The sequence below is a fragment of the Allobosea sp. OK403 genome (assembly GCF_900113835.1).
Classification (GTDB): domain Bacteria; phylum Pseudomonadota; class Alphaproteobacteria; order Rhizobiales; family Beijerinckiaceae; genus Allobosea.
Genome location: NZ_FOQV01000003.1, coordinates 47,821 through 63,248, shown reverse-complemented (window position 1 = coordinate 63,248; position 15,428 = coordinate 47,821). Strand labels below are relative to the sequence as shown.

Below are 15,428 nucleotides of genomic sequence, written 5' to 3'. Positions count from 1 at the left end.
GGATCCCGGAGAAGAATTTGTTCGGATTGGCTGTGTTGACGATTATAAAATTCTACGCAGGCGATGATGTGTAGGCAGTTTATCTAGATGCCGCGTGCGGTGTCACTGCCTCCTGGCTGAAATGAGCGGGGCGGGGGCATGTCGGCGACGCAGGGCTTCGAGCGGCAGTTTTGACGGGAACCGCGACGCCTTCTTCCCTTCTCCCGGACGGGAGAAGGTGGCGCGGAGCGCCGGATGAGGGTGTGCCCTTTCAGTAGAAGGCGCTGCGGCATGGTCGCGCGTCCAAAACCAGCGGCAGGCCCTCACTCTTGCGCTAGCCTACGCTCGCTCTGGAGCCAGCTACAGTCGACATTGTGCCGAAGTGCGCGCCGGGCCCAAGAGGAAATGGTACTTGAATAGATGATTGGCGGCGGCTTTTTTGTTCGATGATGATGTCAATATTTATTTGGCTGTCGCAGATTTAGATCTGTTTCTTGCCTTATCTGTAAGAAATAGGGTGGATGTTGCTGGTATTCCAAGGATCATCATTTGTCTTGGGGTGTCAATGTCGGCTAGTTTTCGAGATATAAAACCTTGATAGCCGGAGACGTGGTTGGTGATTTGATCATCAACATGACGGAACGGCTGATCTTCATTGCAGAACGCGAATGATTTTTGCCACCCGTATATCTTGTCTCCAAGTTGGTGCAGGACTGCACTCTGTGACATTCTTGAATCGAGCCGCTTTCCAGTCTTGAGTGCATCATTGATTGCGGACTTGGAAGCGGAGAGAGATGAAGCAACGCCACTTATGAGTTTGTCGATTGACGCCTTGCTCGGCACGCACCGCCTTGGCTGAATTGTGCACCCAAGGAAATTGATCGCTTTGTCGCATTCTCCCCTTGCCGCTTTATCAGATCCGTTAGCGGGTGAATATAGTCCAAAACCAAAGCCCTCAAGTCTCGATTTTGCGAGCGTAATAGCGGACTCTAAGTCGGTTTCATTTTCGGAGACTATTAGGATATCGTCAATATATCGAACGGCGGTGACGCCGGTGTTGTTGAGTTCGTGGTCCATTTCGTAAAGTAATACATTTCCTGCGAATGCTGATAAGGATGAACCTTGCGCTACGCCAATGCCGCCCTTGGGAAACAGATCCGCGTAGCCTTTTAGTTCGTCCGCGTTCGCGAGGTGGACTGCAAGAGCTTGTTCAAAGAGGTCTGCCAGGGCATCGTCGCGCGTCTCTCTACGAACGAAGTCAACGACGTTCCGCGTGGGAATTTTAGTAAAAAATGCTTTTATATCAGATTGGTAAAAGTATTTTGCTCCCGTGTCGATCGCGCCCATGATTTTCTCAATGGCAGGACGTACTCCACCGTAAGGGTAGATCAAGCCGCCGACGCCGAATTCAGACCTATTCACATTATTGATCTTGCCAAGACGGTCGTCTCGTTTTGTTTCGAATCGAGAGTCGACATCTCGCAAGTCGCGTGCTTCTCTCGGCTGAAGAATCTGAAGTATAGCGCGTTGCACGACGCGGTTTTTTAGGGTTGCAATCGCAATGGGGCGGGGGTCTTTACCCTGCGCTTCCCTCTTCCGTTTATCCTTAAGAACGCCGTCAACGGGATCGAATATAAATCGATTTTCGCGAAGCTGTGTGATTATTCTACGAAGATGTTTTTGATGGGCGTGCTCGAATTCAGAAGCCATGCCCCGGATATCTTGGTTGCCGGAAGTAAGCGCGCTGCGCTTCACATGCCGCCAAGCGGAAAAGATATTCCGTTCACTTCTGACCTCTTGAAACAGCTCAGCCATCAATTCTCCGCTCGGGCCCCCCGCGCATACTGGTCCCGACCGTTGACAGGCACCCATCCTCTTCGCACGGCAGGGCCGCGACAACAGACACCTCGGCAGAAACTGCCACCTTGGCGATGGCACCTTGGCGCGCGATCCGCATGGACATGTCCAGCTTCACGTCAGACGCCATGGCAACCATGGACGCTACGGCGAGTACGCAAGCGCACATGCCGGAAGGCCAGCTCAGGCGAGCTGGTTTTTCGGGGCGACTTCACACATTCCTCCACCTTTCACCCTAACAGGTTTTTGGCGACGTCAAGCGCTTTCCGCCCCGGCCTCGCCCGCCGCTTGAAATGCCAATCTGCTGCTTGGGGGCCGTCATTTGACGGTGCATTCACAGCTTCCTGGTCAACGGTCAGGTTCGGCATATCCTCTTCGCACGGCAGGGCCGCGACAACAGACACCTCGGCAGAAACTGCCACCTTGGCGATGGCACCTTGGCGCGCGATCCGCATGGACATGTCCAGCTTCACGTCAGACGCCATGGCAACCATGGACACGCGAGGTATAGTATGTACGGTGCATTCTTGGTTCAAGATGATGTGGGTACTTTCTTGGGGCATGGCCGTCCGGTGAACACCTTCGGCCGCCATCCGGACCGGTCGCGCAGTGGCGCTCAACTCTCGTCATCGGCTCCACGCCTGCATGTCGACCACCTCAAGCCGCCGCTGCGACCCGCTCCACCTTGATGTCCTTCTCAAGCGCCCGCGCCTTTGCGAGGTCGTGCGCGGCCTGCATCCGCAGCATCGTGTCGGCGTGCAGGCCGAAAGCCTTCTCGAAGCGGATCGCCATTTCGGCCGACAGGCCGGCATGGCCGTTCAGCAGATTGCTCATGGCCTGACGGGTCACGCCCAGCTTCTCGGCCGCGACAGTGACGCTGAGGCCATGCGGCTCGACGATCTCGGTCCTGAGCCATTCGCCGGGATGGACGGCAAAGCTCGGGTGAAGCTTGATGGCCATCAGTGATAATCCCCCAGATCGTGCGACCATAACTAGGTCGCCACCACATACCCATCCCGCCGCGGATCGGCCGCCCCGGTTAGCACACCCGTCGCGGGATCGCGCGCGACCGCCTGCATGCCGCCGCAGCGCATCGTCCAGCCGACATCGAAAGCCTCGATCGCGTGGCCGCGCCGCTGGAGTTCGGCGATCGTCTCCGGCGCGATGCGGTTCTCGGCCTGGATGAAGCGGCCGTCCCAGAGCCTGGCGCGCGGCGCCTCGATCGCCTCCTGCAAGGGCAGGGCGAAGTCGAGATATTGCACCATCGCCTGCACTTGCGTCTGCATGATGCCGTAGCTGCCGGGCGTGCCGAGCGCGAGTACCGGCTTGCCGTCCCGCGTCGAGATGCTCGGCGACATGCACATCGGCAGTTCCGAGCCGGCTTTCGAGCGGTTGGGGCTGCCGGTCTGGACATCGGCCCAGTAGAGGAAGTTGTTGAGGCAAAGCCCGGTGCCGGGCACCACGATGCCGCTGCCGAAGGGCGCGCCCAGGCTGTTGGTGATGCAGATCAGATTGCCCTCGGCGTCGCCGACCGAAAACGAAGTGGTGTGGGCCGGATCCTCGCCCTCCTGCGGCGTCCATTGTTCGGTCGGGCCGGTTATCGGTTTGCCGTCGCGTGCGCGCGCCCGCAACTGTTCGACGAAGGCGTCCGAGAGGATCTCGGTGAGCTTGTCCGGCGAGGGATTGTTGTGGGCGATGCGGATGCCGGCCGCGAGCCGGATGGCGCGATAGACCAGGTCGAGATGCTCCGGCCCGTCCTGGGGCAGGCTACCGATCTCGAAGCCTTCAAGAATGCGCAGGGACAAAAGGAACTGGAAGGCCTCGCAGGTCGGCGGTGGCACATGGATGTCCAGGCCGCGATAGGAGGCGCTCAGCGGCTCGCGCCAGCGCGGGGCGACAGCGGCGAGATCGGCCATCGTCATCGTGCCGCCAAGCGAGGCGAGATGCGCAACGATGCGCTCGCCGAGCGCGCCGCGATAGAGATGCTCGGGGCCGTTCGCCGCGATCTCGGAGAGGGTGCGCGCGAGGTCGGGCTGGCGCAGCAGCGTGCCGAGCTTCACCGGGGCGCCATCGGGCAGATAGGCCTGGGCGAAGGCCGGATAGAGCTCGGGCCAGGCCTCGAGCATCGGCGCCTGCTCGTTGAATTCGGCGACGCCGAACTCGGCGAGCGGGAAGCCGCCCTCGGCAAGCGCGATCGCGGGCGCCAGGATATCGCCGAGCGGTTTGCGGCCATATCTGCCGGCGATCTCGCACCAGCCGGCGAGATTGCCCGGCATGGCGACGGAGAGCGCGCCGCGTGCGAGATCGGAGCGCTTGCTGAAGCGTTCGGCCGGGAAGCTCGCCTGGATCGGCGGCACGAAATCGAGCACCCGGATGCGATTCTCGGCCGCGATCCACATCGTCGCCGAGCCCATGCCGAACAGGCTCGACATGAAGGGCTCGACCACGTTGAGCGCGGCTGCCGTCGCGGCGATGGCATCAAAAGCGTTGCCGCCCTGGGCGAGCAGGCGCGCGCCGGCCTGCGCCGCCAAGGGATGGGCGGCGGCGACCATGCCGTGGCGGGAGCTCATCGTCGGGCGGCGGCCATGCATAGGCGTCATCCTCGCTTCGTCATTGCCGGAATCCTGCTCCGGCTCCAGGCGATCAGACCACAATTCGCGCTTCAGAACAGGCTGCCTTGCCCCTCGTTTTCGGGGTTGCGGGTCGCCTTGCGCGCATGGCGCGCGGGAGCAGGAGCAGGCGCGACGGCCGAGGCGTCGAACGGCTCCTGGATCTGCGGCCCGTCATTGACGACCTTGTTCACGGCGGTGCCGATGCGCACCATCTCCAGCAGGTCCTCGGGCGGAGGCTTGAGTAGCGTCGCGGCCTCGTCGGGCGTGGCGGCGGGGTCGAGCCAGGCGTCGTAATCGCGGGGATCGAGGATCACCGGGCAGCGGTCATGGATCGCCGACATCAAGCCATTGGCCGGGCCGTTAACCAGGGCGACGGTATCGATCTCCGAGCCGTCGGGCGAATGCCAGGTCTCCCAGAGTGCGGCGAAGGCGAACAGGCCGCGATCGGGTCGACGGAACAGGAAGGCGTGGTTCTCCGATTGGCGGCCCTGACTGGTGCGGTGCCATTCATAGAAGCCGTCGGCCGGCATCAGGCAGCGTCGGCGGATGAAGGCCGCGCGGAAGGAGGGTTTTTCGCGCGCGCTTTCGCCCCGAACATTGATCACCAGCGGGAAGCTCTTCACATCCTTGACCCAGCCGGGGATGAAGCCCCAGCGCATCAGGATGAACTGGCGCACGCCCCCGTCCAGCCGCACTACGGGCACGGGCTGCGTCGGCGCGATGTTGTAGCGCGGCGGGAAGTTCGGCCGCTCGCCATAGGCGAAGAGCTTCTGCATCGCCTCGGGGGGCAGGGTGATGGCGTAGCGTCCGCACATGAGGTGACAGATGTGGCGAGTGCGGCGGGCGCGATCAACACTTTATTTGTCTTTGAACACGCATAGTCCCCGCATTCTCGGGGCTCTTGATGACCGTCTCTGCGATGCGAGCGCCGGCTGCTGCCGAGGATGACCTGCCGGACATAGCGGCCGAACCCCATCTGTCGACCGACTATCTCAACCGCTACGGCGAAGCACTGATGCTGATCGAGATGGCGCCGATGGATTTCGATATCCTCGACGATCTCAAGGATTGGCGCGTCGTCGATTATCGCGGGCATTTCGAGGCGTCGCAATTGCGCTGCGCCGCTTCGGCGCTCCAGGCCTATGAGGCTCTCGATCCCGCGCGCAGACAGGCCTTCGAAGAGCTCTGCCGCGCCATGAGCCGGCTGATCGCGACGGTGACCGCGCTGCTGGGAGATCTGAGGGACGAACGGGAAGCGCCGGTGGTTGTCGAGGTCGCCAGCGAAGCGCTGCGCAGCCTGATCGGCCGCGCGACCCGGTTCATCAACGCCAACGGGCAGATCGATCTCGGCGGCATCTCGGCGCGCGGCCTGCAGAGCGAGATCGACGGGCTGTTCGGGCGCTGACCCGTCCCTGCTGCGCGACCCCTGGATTGCTTCGGCATGCTCGCAATGGCGGTTCGAGCCGTATCGACGGTGTGCCGGAGCTTGCTGTCTTTGCTCGGAAACACGCCGTCATCCTGGGCGTAGCGAAGCGTAGGCCCGGGATCCATCGTAGGGAACTGCGCTCTACGATGGATCCCGGAGCTGCGCCGCTGCGCGGCTTGTCCAGGATGACGGCGTGTTTCCGAGCATAAGCAGTATACTCTATCACGCGTTTTCTTCACGCGGACTGGTATCCACTTCGCGCGAAAACGCTCTAGCCGCGCTTGGCGCCGATCAGGAATTCGCGGTTGCCGTCGCCCCCCTCGATCGGGGAGGGGCTAAGCCCCAGGATCGTGAAGCCGAGCGCTTCCAGCGTGGCGGTGATCTCGGCGCAGACGCGCTCATGCACGGCCTCGTCACGCACGACGCCCTTCTTCAGCGCGGCCCGGCCGGCCTCGAATTGCGGTTTGATCAAGGCTGCGATCCCGGCCTCGGGCGCTAGCAGTGCCGCGACCGCGGGCAGGACGAGCTTGAGCGAGATGAAGCTGACATCGATTGCCGCCAGTGAAGGCGGTTCGGGCAGCTCCGAGGGCGCGAGCTTGCGCACATCCTGCCCCTCCAGGCTGCGCACGCGCGGATGCTCGCGCAGCGAGGCGTGGAACTGCTCGCGGCCGACATCGACGGCGGTGACATGGGCGGCGCCGCGCTTCAGCAGGACGTCGGTGAAGCCGCCGGTCGAGGCGCCGACATCGAGGCAGATGCGGCCTTCGGGATCGAAGCCGAAGGCGTCGAGCGCGGCTGCGAGCTTGAGGCCGCCACGCGAGACGTAAGGGTGGGGTGCCTCCGCCGTAACCTGCGCATCGGCGGCCAGCATCACTGATGCCTTGCGGACGACCGCGCCATCCGCCGTGACGAGCCCTGCCGTGATGGCGGCCTGCGCCCGCGCCCGGCTCTCGAAGATGCCGCGCTCGACGAGGAACTGGTCGGCCCGGGTCTTCATGACGGCGCGCGAAACGCGCTCAGGCCCGCTTGATCGCGCTCGGGACGCCGAGCGCGCCTTCGACGGTGCGCACGATGCCCGCCGCGTCGAGCCCGGCCTGGGCGTACATCGCCTCGGGCTTGTTCTGATCCTGGAAGATGTCGGGCAGGGTCAGGGTCCGGACCTTGAGTCCGCCATCGAGCATGCCGCTGCGCGCCAAGAGATGCAGCACATGGCTGCCGAAACCACCGACCGAGCCTTCCTCGACCGTGACCAGGATCTCGTGCTCGCGGGCGAGCCGCAGGATCAGCGCCTCGTCGAGCGGTTTTGCGAAGCGCGCATCGACGACGCTGGTCGAAAGACCGCGCTGGCCGAGCTGCTCGGCCGCGATCAGACATTCCGCCAGCCTTGTGCCGAGCGAGAGCAGCGCGACGCGCGTACCCTCGCGGACCACGCGGCTCCGGCCGATCTCCAGGGGTACGCCGATCTGCGGAATCTCGACGCCGACGCCTTCGCCGCGCGGATAGCGCAGGGCGATCGGCCCCTCATCGAAGGCGGCCGCTGTCGCGACCATATGGGTCAGTTCGGCCTCGTCTGCGGCGGCCATCACCACCATGTCGGGCAGGCAGGCGAGATAGGCGATGTCGAAAGCGCCTGCATGGGTCGCGCCGTCCGCGCCGACGAGGCCGGCACGGTCGAGCGCGAAGCGAACCGGCAGCTTCTGGATCGCGACGTCATGCACGACCTGGTCATAGGCGCGCTGCAGGAAGGTCGAATAGATCGCGCAGAACGGCTTGAAGCCTTCCGTGGCGAGCCCGGCCGCGAAGGTGACCGCATGCTGCTCGGCGATGCCGACATCGAAGGTCCGGCCCGGGAATTCCTTGCCGAAGGCGTCGAGCCCGGTGCCCGAAGGCATGGCGGCGGTCACGGCGACGATCTTGTCGTCCTCGCGCGCGGCCTTGATCAGCGCGTTGCCGAAGACGGAGGTGTAGCTCGGCGCATTGGCCGGGGCCTTAGCCTGCAGGCCGGTGACCGGATCGAACTTGACCACTGCATGATACTTGTCAGGCGTGGCCTCGGCCGGAGCGTAGCCCTTGCCCTTCTGGGTCACGACATGGACGAGGATCGGGCCGTTGCCGGCATCGCGCACATTGCGCAGCACGGGCAGGAGATGGTCGAGATTATGCCCGTCGATCGGCCCGACATAGTAGAAGCCGAGTTCCTCGAACAGCGTGCCGCCGGTCCAGAACCCGCGCGCATATTCTTCCGTGCGCTTGGCCTTGTCGTGGAAGAAGCGCGGCAGCCGCTCGGCCAGATGCTTGGCGACCTCGCGCAGCGAGCGATAGGTCCGGCCCGAGACGAGCCTGGCGAGATAGGCCGACATCGCCCCCACTGGCGGGGCGATCGACATGTCGTTGTCGTTCAGGATGACGACGAGGCGCGAGCCGAGCGCGCCGGCATTGTTCATCGCCTCATAGGCCATGCCGGCCGACATCGCGCCGTCGCCGATCACGGCGATGACATTGTTGGGCTTGCCCGCGAGATCGCGCGCGACCGCCATGCCGAGCCCGGCGGAGATCGAGGTCGAGGAATGCGCCGCGCCGAAGGGATCGTATTTACTCTCGGAGCGCTTGGTGAAGCCGGACAGGCCGCCAGGCTGGCGCAGCGTGCGAATGCGCTCGCGCCGGCCGGTCAGGATCTTGTGCGGATAGGCCTGATGGCCGACATCCCAGATCAGCCGGTCGTCCGGCGTATTGAAGACGTGATGCAGCGCGACCGTGAGCTCGACCACGCCGAGCCCCGCGCCGAGATGGCCGCCGGTGACGGAGACCGCGTCGATCGTCTCCAGCCGCAATTCGTCGGCGAGCTGGCGCAATTCGCTCTCGGGGAGCTTGCGCAGATCCTGAGGCGTCTGAACGCGGTCGAGCAGCGGGGTGAAGGGGCGCTTGGTCACGGGTCCCGGTCTATCGCATCGGCATGGACCGACACAAGGGCGTCAAGGCGCGACGGATATGCACTTGCAGAGGCAGGCCACCCGGGTCTTGTCCGAATGGCGCTGGCCTGCAAATTGCGATCAGTGCGTTCGAGCTTCGGGTTCGAGCTTCCCTTGCGAGAGCCGCCACTCAAGGAGACGACATGCCGGAAAGCCGTTTTCGTTGGTCATTGATCGCAGCCTTTGCCCGTTTGAAACCGGCCTTGCTCGGCGCGCTCGCCGGCATCGGCTGCGCTTTGCTCGTTCCGCAAGCGGCTACGGCCCAGACTTTGCGCATCGCGATGACCGCCTCGGACATCCCGACCACGACCGGCATGCCCAATAACGGCTTCGAGGGCATGCGCTTTCTCGGCTACCCCGTCTTCGAGAGTCTGGTGCTCTGGGACCTGACGACGACAGATCGGCTGGCGCCGCTGCGTCCGGGCCTGGCCGAGCGCTGGGAGCAGTCGCCCGACGACCCCAAGACATGGATCTTCCATCTGCGCCGTGGCGTGACCTTCCATGACGGCACCGCCTTCGACGCCGATGCGGTGATCTGGAACCTGGAGCGCTATTTCAACAAGGACGCCCCGCAATTCGAGCCGCCGGCGGCCGGCATTGTGCGGGCGCGCGCGCCGATCACGACCGGCTATCGCAAGCTCGACGCCATGACGGTGGCGATCACCACCGCCAGCCCAGCCTCCTATTATCCTTATATGGCGGCCCTGATCCTGTTCTCCTCGCCGGCCTCCTTCGAAAAGGCAGGGCGCGACTGGGCCAAGGTCGGGCTCGTCGGGTCGGCTGGAACCGGGCCTTTCCGGATCGGCAGTGTCGCCCCGCGCGAGCGGGTCGAGCTGATCCGCAATGACGGCTATTGGGACGCAGCCAAGAAGGCCAAGCTCGAGAAGGTCGTGCTGCAGCCGATCCCGGAGGCGAATGCCCGGCTCGCCGCCCTGCGCACCGGCCAGGTCGACTGGATCGAGGTGCCGCCCGCCGACGGCATCCCCTCGCTGAAGCAGGCCGGCTTCTCGATCGTCACCGGCTCCTACCCGCATGTCTGGCCGTGGTTCTACAGCATCGGGGCGACCAACAGCCCCTTCAAGGACGTCAAGGTCCGCCAGGCGCTGAACTATTGCATCGACCGCGCCGGCATCGTCGAGCTGCTCAACGGCACGGCCGAGCCTGCGGTCGGCTGGCTCAAGGCGAGCGATCCCGATTTCGGCAAGCCAGTGAACCGTTACGGATTCGACCCCGCCAAGGGCAAGGCCCTGCTGGCGGAGGCCGGCTACTCCGCGCAGAAGCCGCTCGCCTTCAAGGTGATGATCTCGACCTCGGGCTCCGGCCAGATGTCGCCGCTGCCGATGAACGAGTTCCTGCAGGCCAATCTCAAGGAGGCCTGCGGCGTCAATGTCGAGTTCGTCGTCTCGGAATGGCAGGTGCTATTGAACAATATGCGCGCCCTGCCGGACGCGCCGGCCCTGAACGGTTCGCTGAGCCTGAACATCAGCTCGCCCTCCTCGGATGTCGCGGTGATGGCGCGCTATTTTGCGGCTGCCGGCGCGCCGCCCAACGGCTTCAACTTCGCGCAGTGGAAGGACGACGCTTTTGAGGCGGCCTTCGCGAAGCTGGCGGCCACGACCGATCCGAAGGTGGTGGCCGAGCAGACCGCCATCGCCCATGAGCGGCTCGTCGATAATCCGCCCTGGCTCTATATCGTCCACGACCTCAACCCGCGTGCGATGTCGGGCAAGGTCAAGGGCTTCGTCTCCCCGCAATCCTGGTTCGTCGACCTGACCCTCGTGAGCATGCAGTGATCCCATGAACGACGTCTCGCGCCACGTCACCGACCTCGCCTTCCTGCCGGCCCATGTGCTGGCCCGCGAGATCGCCGCCAAAAGAGTGTCGCCCGTCGATGTCGTCGATGCGTTCCTGAAGCGCATCGACAGATTCGAACCGAAACTCCAATCCTTCGTCACCGTCTACGGCATGGACGCCAGGCTTGCGGCCGAGGGCGCCGACAAGGCGATCCGCTCCGGCCATGCCGTCGGCCCGCTCCATGGCGTGCCGGTGGCGCTGAAGGATCTGATCGAGCTGGAGGGCCGCATCACCACCGGCGGCTCGGCGCACTGGCGCACGCGCCGCTCGACCGTGACCGCGACGATTGCCAGGCGCATGATCGCGCAGGGCATGATCGTGCTCGGCAAGACCCATACCGTCGAGTTCGCCTTCGGCGGCTGGGGCACCAACCAGCATATGGGCACGCCCTGGAACCCCTGGGACCCCGAGCATGCGCGCACGCCCGGCGGCTCCAGCAACGGCTCGGGCGTGGCGGTGGCGGCCCGCCTCGCGCCCTGGGCGATCGGCACCGATACCGGCGGCTCGGTCCGCCTGCCGGCCTCCTTCTGCGGCCTGACCGGCCTCAAGCTCACCATCGGCCGGGCCTCGACCCATGGCATCCTGCCGCTCTCGACCTCGCTCGACACGCCGGGCCCGATGGCGCGCGACGTCGAGGATGCGGCCCTGCTCTACAATGTGCTGCAGGGGCCCGATCCGCTCGATCCCAACACGCGCGGCATCGCGCCCGTTGATCCGCTGCCGACCCTGAAGCGCGGCGTGCGGGGCCTGCGGCTCGGGCGCATGCCGGCCTCCGAGCGCGAGGGCTGCGCGCAGGAGGTGCTGGCGGCCTATGACCGCTCGCTCGAGACCCTGGCCGGGCTCGGCGCCGAGATCGTCGATGTCGTGCTGCCCTTCGCCTTCAGCGATTTCACCAGGGCGCAGGCGATCCTGGAGGCGGAGGCCTATTTCAACGACGGCGCGATGGCCGAGGACGCCGCCGTGACGATGGACGATGCCGTCAGGGCGCGCGTGCTCGTCGGGGCCAGGGTCTCGGCCCAGGACTATCTCGCCACCAAGCGCCAGCAGGTCGAGTGCAGGGCGCTGATGGCGGCGGCGATGGCGGGCGTCGATGCGCTGCTGACGCCGAGCACAGCGATGGCGGCGATCAGGCTCGACGAGGTCGACCAGGCCCTGATGCCTTCGCGCTTCACCCGCTTCGGCAATTTCATGGAGATGTGCGCGCTTTCGCTGCCCAACGGCTTCACGACTGGAGGTCTGCCGCTTTCCCTGCAGATCTGCTGCCCGGGCTATGAGGAAGCGATGGCGCTGCGCATCGGCTACGCGCTGCAGCAGGCGACGGACTACCACGAGCGCGTGCCGGCGATGGTGGCGTAGGGTTTACCGACCTAGCTCTGAAACGCGCCGTCATCCTGGGTTTCGCGCAGCGAAATCCCGGGATCCATCGGAGGGCTCGGCGCTCTCCGATGGATCCCGGATCTGCGCCGCTGCGCGGCTTGTCCAGGATGACGCGGTGGTCCCGAGGGCGTTCTGCTCCCTAGCATGAGCAACCCTCCCCAAAGACAGGAAACGGGTGGGTTCGGCTCCGGCGATGGGCGAGTTTGCGGTCTCCCGCAAGCAGGAAACGCCCCGATGTCGTCGCCCGTCCCGATTGCTCTTCTCCTCGCCGGCGTCTCCTCGCAATTTGCCGACAAGCTGGCGCTCGACACGATCTCGCTGGCCGCCACGCAAGGCGGGGCGAGCCCGCGCCTTGTCGGCCTGCTGGTCGCGGCGCAATCGGCGGCCTGGCTCCTGGTCTCGCTGCCGGCCGGCGTCTTCGCCGATCGGATCGCACCGCGCAGCCTTGTCATGCTCGGCGGCGGGCTGATGCTGGCGGGCTCGCTGATGGGAGCGGGGCTGCTGGCGCTGGGCCTGGTCGGATGGCCCCTGGGCCTCTCGACCTTCATCGCCGCTTCGGGGCCGGTGGTGATCGCGCTGTCGATCTTCGTGTTGCTGCCGCGCATGGTCGCGGTGTCGACATTGCCGCGCGCCAATGGCCGGCTCGAACTCGGCCGCGCCTGCTTCAGTTTGGCCGCCCCGCTGCTCGCCGGCTGGGCGGTGGCGCATGGCATGGGCGCGCTCGGCCTCATCATATGCGCGCTGGCAGGTCTCGTCGTGCTCGCCGCCGCCACGCGCCTGCCGGGAGACCGCCCGCCCGCCCAGCCGCGCCTCCCGCTGCATCGCGCCATCACTGAGGGCGCCGCCTTCGTCGCGCGCCACCCTTACCTCAGGCCGATCGCGCTCTGCGCCATCGGCTGGAACATGGCCTTCTTCGCCTTCCTCGCGATCGTCACGCCTTATGCAGCCCGCGTCCTGCTGCTGGCGCCTGAGACGATCGGCCTTGCCTCCTCCGTCTATGGCGCGGGCCTGATCGTGGGGGCTCTCAGCGGCCCCGTTCTGATCGCAAGACTGCCGACCGGCCTCCTGCTCGTCTTCGGTCCGGCTTCGTCGTTGCTCGGAGCGGGGGTGCTCGCGCTCGCCCCGGCCTCGCTCGGCTGGCCGGCGCTGGCGCTTGCCTTCTTCCTGTTCGGCTTCGGGCCGATCCTCTGGTTCATCACCCAGACCAGCCTGCGCCAGGCGGTGACGCCGCAGGCCCTGCTCGGCCGCGTCAGCGCCACGCTCACCACGGCGATGTACGGCATGCGGCCGGTGGGCGCGCTGGCGGGAGGCCTCGCTGGCGAGGCGTTCGGCCTGCAGACGGCGATGCTGCTGCCGGTCGGGCTTTTCGCGCTCTCGACGCTGGCGATCCTGGCGTCGCGGATGCCCGGGCTCAGGACCATGCCGGAGGGCGAAGTCGCCCCCGCCGCAAACAAGGCCTGGCTTGCGGCCCGCTCATGACCGGGCGGGGCGCGCCGCCAGCAGCACGCCCGCGACGATGATCGCGATCGAAACCCCTTCCGCCACCGCTGGAACCTCGCCAAGAAAGACGATGCCGAGGAGCGAGGCGGCGACCGGCACCAGCGCGATCATCGCAGCCGCAGCTGAGGAGCCTAGCAAGGCCACGCCGCGATTGAAGCTGATCAGCGCGATGCTGCTCATCAGCACGCCCTGATAGAAGCCCTGGACCGCGATTTCTGCGGTCGGGGCCTGTCCGAGACGGCTGATGCCGAGGGCAAGATAGACCGGCACGAAGATCACGGCCGACCAGAAGCAGATCAGCGCCGCCGACTGGATCGCGCTCAGGCCGCTGCGGCGCAGGAGCAGCGTGTAGCTCGCCCACATCGCCGCCGCGAGTGCGAGCAGGCCGAGCCCGAGCAGGCTCGGCGCGGCCTGCCCGCCATTCGCGGTCAGGACGAGGCCGCCAAGCCCGGCGGCGATGGCGGCATAGCCGGCGAGCCGGACCGCGCCTGGGCGCTGGCGCAGCAGCGCCCAGCCCAGCAAGCCGGCAAAGACCGGCATCAATGTCGGCGTCACCGAGGCTGCGCGCGCGGCCGAGGTCATCTGCACGCCGAGCGCGACCAGGATCGCGAAGGGCGCCCCCCAGAGCAGCGCGAAGACGAAGCCATTGCGCCAGGCCCGGGGCGGCAAGCCGCGCAGCAGCACCGGCGCGAGCAGGATTCCGCCGATGCCGTAGCGCAGCGCGGTCAGGTCCCAGACGCTGAGGATGCGGGTGACGCTGAAGCGCGTGACGACGAACCAGCCGGAAAAGATCAAGACGCTGAGCCCGGCCCAGAGAAAGCCGCGCAGCCTCAATGAGCCCGGATCGGGCGTGAGCAAATCCCGTTGCATGGGCATGCTGGCTTTCGAGGGGCGGGGGTGGTGGCAGCCTGAGTTTCTCTCAGCTCTCAGGCAGCGGAATGAACTCGGTCTCGTCTCCGGGCACGGTGTCGAAGCGGCCGGCCTTCCACTCCGCCTTGGCCTGGTCGATGCGCTCCTTCGAGGAGGAGACGAAGTTCCACCAGATATGGCGCGGCCCATCCATCGGCTCGCCACCGACGATCATCAGGCGGGTCTGGTCGACGGCGAGGATCGAGATGCGGTCGCCGGGCTTGAAGATCAGCAACTGGCCGGCGCCGAACTCGTCGCCGGCGATGTCGACCTTGCCCGTCACGATATAGATCGCGCGCTCGTCATAATCGGGGTCGAGCGGCAGGATCGCGCCGGGCGAGAGCACGGCCTCGGCATAGAGCGCCTCCCAGGGGAATTTCACCGGCGAGCTCTGGCCATAGGCGGAGCCCATGATCAGGCTGATGCGCTTTCCGCCCTCGACGATGCGCGGCAATTCGGGCGCGGCGTGATGGATGAACTCCGGCGCGTTCTCCTCATGCGTCCTCGGCAAGGCGAGCCAGGCCTGGATGCCGTAGAGGCGCGGGCCGCTGGCGCGCGCCTCGAGGCCGGTGCGCTCGGAATGGACGATGCCGCGCCCGGCGGTCATCAGGTTGACGGCGCCGGGCTTGATGGCGAGCGCGGTGCCGAGCGAGTCGCGATGCATGATCTCGCCGTCGAAGAGATAAGTCACCGTGGACAGCCCGATATGCGGGTGCGGGCGCACGTCGAGCCCCTCGCCGAGATGGAACTCGGCCGGCCCCATCTGGTCGAAGAAAATGAAAGGGCCGACCATCTTGCGCCCGATCGAGGGCAGGGCCCGCCTGACCGAGAAGCCGCCGAGATCGCGTGCGCGCGGCACGATCACCTGCTCGATCGCCTGGCAGGAGCGGGCATCGCCGAGGACGGGGTCTTCGTCAGGTAGCTGGGACATGAGCTTGGCTCCTT

Annotated in this window: 13 protein-coding genes; 4 read left to right on the top strand and 9 right to left on the bottom strand. The window is 65.8% G+C overall.

Annotated elements, in window-relative coordinates; translation table 11 throughout:
* Positions 1–441: 441 nt before the first annotated feature.
* The 5 genes from BMZ97_RS11640 to BMZ97_RS11615 form a co-directional block, all read right to left on the bottom strand.
* Positions 442–1,794, bottom strand: a complete 1,353-nt coding sequence (locus BMZ97_RS11640) for a reverse transcriptase domain-containing protein (RefSeq protein WP_092169198.1) — start codon at positions 1,792–1,794, stop codon at positions 442–444.
* Positions 1,795–2,066: 272 nt separating this feature from the next.
* Positions 2,067–2,309 (bottom strand): hypothetical protein, encoded by a 243-nt coding sequence (locus BMZ97_RS11630; RefSeq protein ID WP_244546364.1) that lies wholly within the window; start codon positions 2,307–2,309, stop codon positions 2,067–2,069.
* Positions 2,310–2,493: 184 nt separating this feature from the next.
* The gene (locus tag BMZ97_RS11625) at positions 2,494–2,796 is read right to left on the bottom strand and encodes a HigA family addiction module antitoxin (protein ID WP_092169192.1); all 303 of its coding nucleotides are present in this window, start codon (positions 2,794–2,796) and stop codon (positions 2,494–2,496) included.
* A gap of 32 nt (positions 2,797–2,828) precedes the next feature.
* Positions 2,829–4,427: a gamma-glutamyltransferase family protein gene (locus tag BMZ97_RS11620; protein ID WP_092169189.1), complete on the bottom strand. Its 1,599-nt coding sequence runs from the start codon at positions 4,425–4,427 to the stop codon at positions 2,829–2,831.
* A 71-nt stretch (positions 4,428–4,498) separates the two neighbouring features.
* The gene (locus BMZ97_RS11615) at positions 4,499–5,263 is read right to left on the bottom strand and encodes an SOS response-associated peptidase (RefSeq protein WP_092169186.1); all 765 of its coding nucleotides are present in this window, start codon (positions 5,261–5,263) and stop codon (positions 4,499–4,501) included.
* A gap of 89 nt (positions 5,264–5,352) precedes the next feature.
* Between BMZ97_RS11615 and BMZ97_RS11610 the strand changes: the two genes are divergently transcribed.
* Positions 5,353–5,853, top strand: a complete 501-nt coding sequence (locus BMZ97_RS11610) for a hypothetical protein (RefSeq protein ID WP_092169182.1) — start codon at positions 5,353–5,355, stop codon at positions 5,851–5,853.
* Between the two features lie 292 nt (positions 5,854–6,145).
* On the opposite strand, the gene BMZ97_RS11605 is transcribed toward BMZ97_RS11610, so the two are convergent.
* Both BMZ97_RS11605 and dxs read right to left on the bottom strand, forming a co-directional pair.
* Positions 6,146–6,871, bottom strand: coding sequence for a TlyA family RNA methyltransferase (locus BMZ97_RS11605; RefSeq protein ID WP_092169179.1), 726 nt, complete (start codon positions 6,869–6,871; stop codon positions 6,146–6,148).
* A gap of 19 nt (positions 6,872–6,890) precedes the next feature.
* Positions 6,891–8,804, bottom strand: a complete 1,914-nt coding sequence (gene dxs / locus BMZ97_RS11600) for a 1-deoxy-D-xylulose-5-phosphate synthase (RefSeq protein WP_092169176.1) — start codon at positions 8,802–8,804, stop codon at positions 6,891–6,893.
* A 182-nt stretch (positions 8,805–8,986) separates the two neighbouring features.
* Between dxs and BMZ97_RS11595 the strand changes: the two genes are divergently transcribed.
* The 3 genes from BMZ97_RS11595 to BMZ97_RS11585 all read left to right on the top strand — a co-directional run bounded on the left by BMZ97_RS11595 (position 8,987) and on the right by BMZ97_RS11585 (position 13,553).
* The gene (locus BMZ97_RS11595) at positions 8,987–10,636 is read left to right on the top strand and encodes an ABC transporter substrate-binding protein (RefSeq protein WP_092169173.1); all 1,650 of its coding nucleotides are present in this window, start codon (positions 8,987–8,989) and stop codon (positions 10,634–10,636) included.
* Between the two features lie 4 nt (positions 10,637–10,640).
* Positions 10,641–12,053: an amidase gene (locus BMZ97_RS11590; RefSeq protein ID WP_092169170.1), complete on the top strand. Its 1,413-nt coding sequence runs from the start codon at positions 10,641–10,643 to the stop codon at positions 12,051–12,053.
* Positions 12,054–12,308: 255 nt separating this feature from the next.
* Positions 12,309–13,553, top strand: a complete 1,245-nt coding sequence (locus BMZ97_RS11585) for an MFS transporter (RefSeq protein WP_175525526.1) — start codon at positions 12,309–12,311, stop codon at positions 13,551–13,553.
* Here BMZ97_RS11585 and BMZ97_RS11580 read toward each other — a convergent pair.
* Both BMZ97_RS11580 and BMZ97_RS11575 read right to left on the bottom strand, forming a co-directional pair.
* Positions 13,548–14,450, bottom strand: a complete 903-nt coding sequence (locus tag BMZ97_RS11580; RefSeq protein WP_092169164.1) for a DMT family transporter — start codon at positions 14,448–14,450, stop codon at positions 13,548–13,550. The two genes, BMZ97_RS11585 and BMZ97_RS11580, sit on opposite strands and share 6 nt — an antisense overlap.
* A 43-nt stretch (positions 14,451–14,493) precedes the next feature.
* Positions 14,494–15,414: a pirin family protein gene (locus BMZ97_RS11575; RefSeq protein WP_092169161.1), complete on the bottom strand. Its 921-nt coding sequence runs from the start codon at positions 15,412–15,414 to the stop codon at positions 14,494–14,496.
* Between the last annotated feature and the right edge of the window lie 14 nt (positions 15,415–15,428).

Coding starts and splice junctions, on each gene's coding strand:
- BMZ97_RS11580 (WP_092169164.1), bottom strand. CDS start 14,450: ATGCCCATGCAACGGGATTTGCTCACGCCCGATCCGGGCTCATTGAGG.
- BMZ97_RS11640 (WP_092169198.1), bottom strand. CDS start 1,794: ATGGCTGAGCTGTTTCAAGAGGTCAGAAGTGAACGGAATATCTTTTCC.
- BMZ97_RS11575 (WP_092169161.1), bottom strand. CDS start 15,414: ATGTCCCAGCTACCTGACGAAGACCCCGTCCTCGGCGATGCCCGCTCC.
- BMZ97_RS11605 (WP_092169179.1), bottom strand. CDS start 6,871: ATGAAGACCCGGGCCGACCAGTTCCTCGTCGAGCGCGGCATCTTCGAG.
- BMZ97_RS11615 (WP_092169186.1), bottom strand. CDS start 5,263: ATGTGCGGACGCTACGCCATCACCCTGCCCCCCGAGGCGATGCAGAAG.
- BMZ97_RS11585 (WP_175525526.1), top strand. CDS start 12,309: ATGTCGTCGCCCGTCCCGATTGCTCTTCTCCTCGCCGGCGTCTCCTCG.
- BMZ97_RS11595 (WP_092169173.1), top strand. CDS start 8,987: ATGCCGGAAAGCCGTTTTCGTTGGTCATTGATCGCAGCCTTTGCCCGT.
- BMZ97_RS11590 (WP_092169170.1), top strand. CDS start 10,641: ATGAACGACGTCTCGCGCCACGTCACCGACCTCGCCTTCCTGCCGGCC.
- BMZ97_RS11620 (WP_092169189.1), bottom strand. CDS start 4,427: ATGCATGGCCGCCGCCCGACGATGAGCTCCCGCCACGGCATGGTCGCC.
- BMZ97_RS11610 (WP_092169182.1), top strand. CDS start 5,353: ATGACCGTCTCTGCGATGCGAGCGCCGGCTGCTGCCGAGGATGACCTG.
- BMZ97_RS11625 (WP_092169192.1), bottom strand. CDS start 2,796: ATGGCCATCAAGCTTCACCCGAGCTTTGCCGTCCATCCCGGCGAATGG.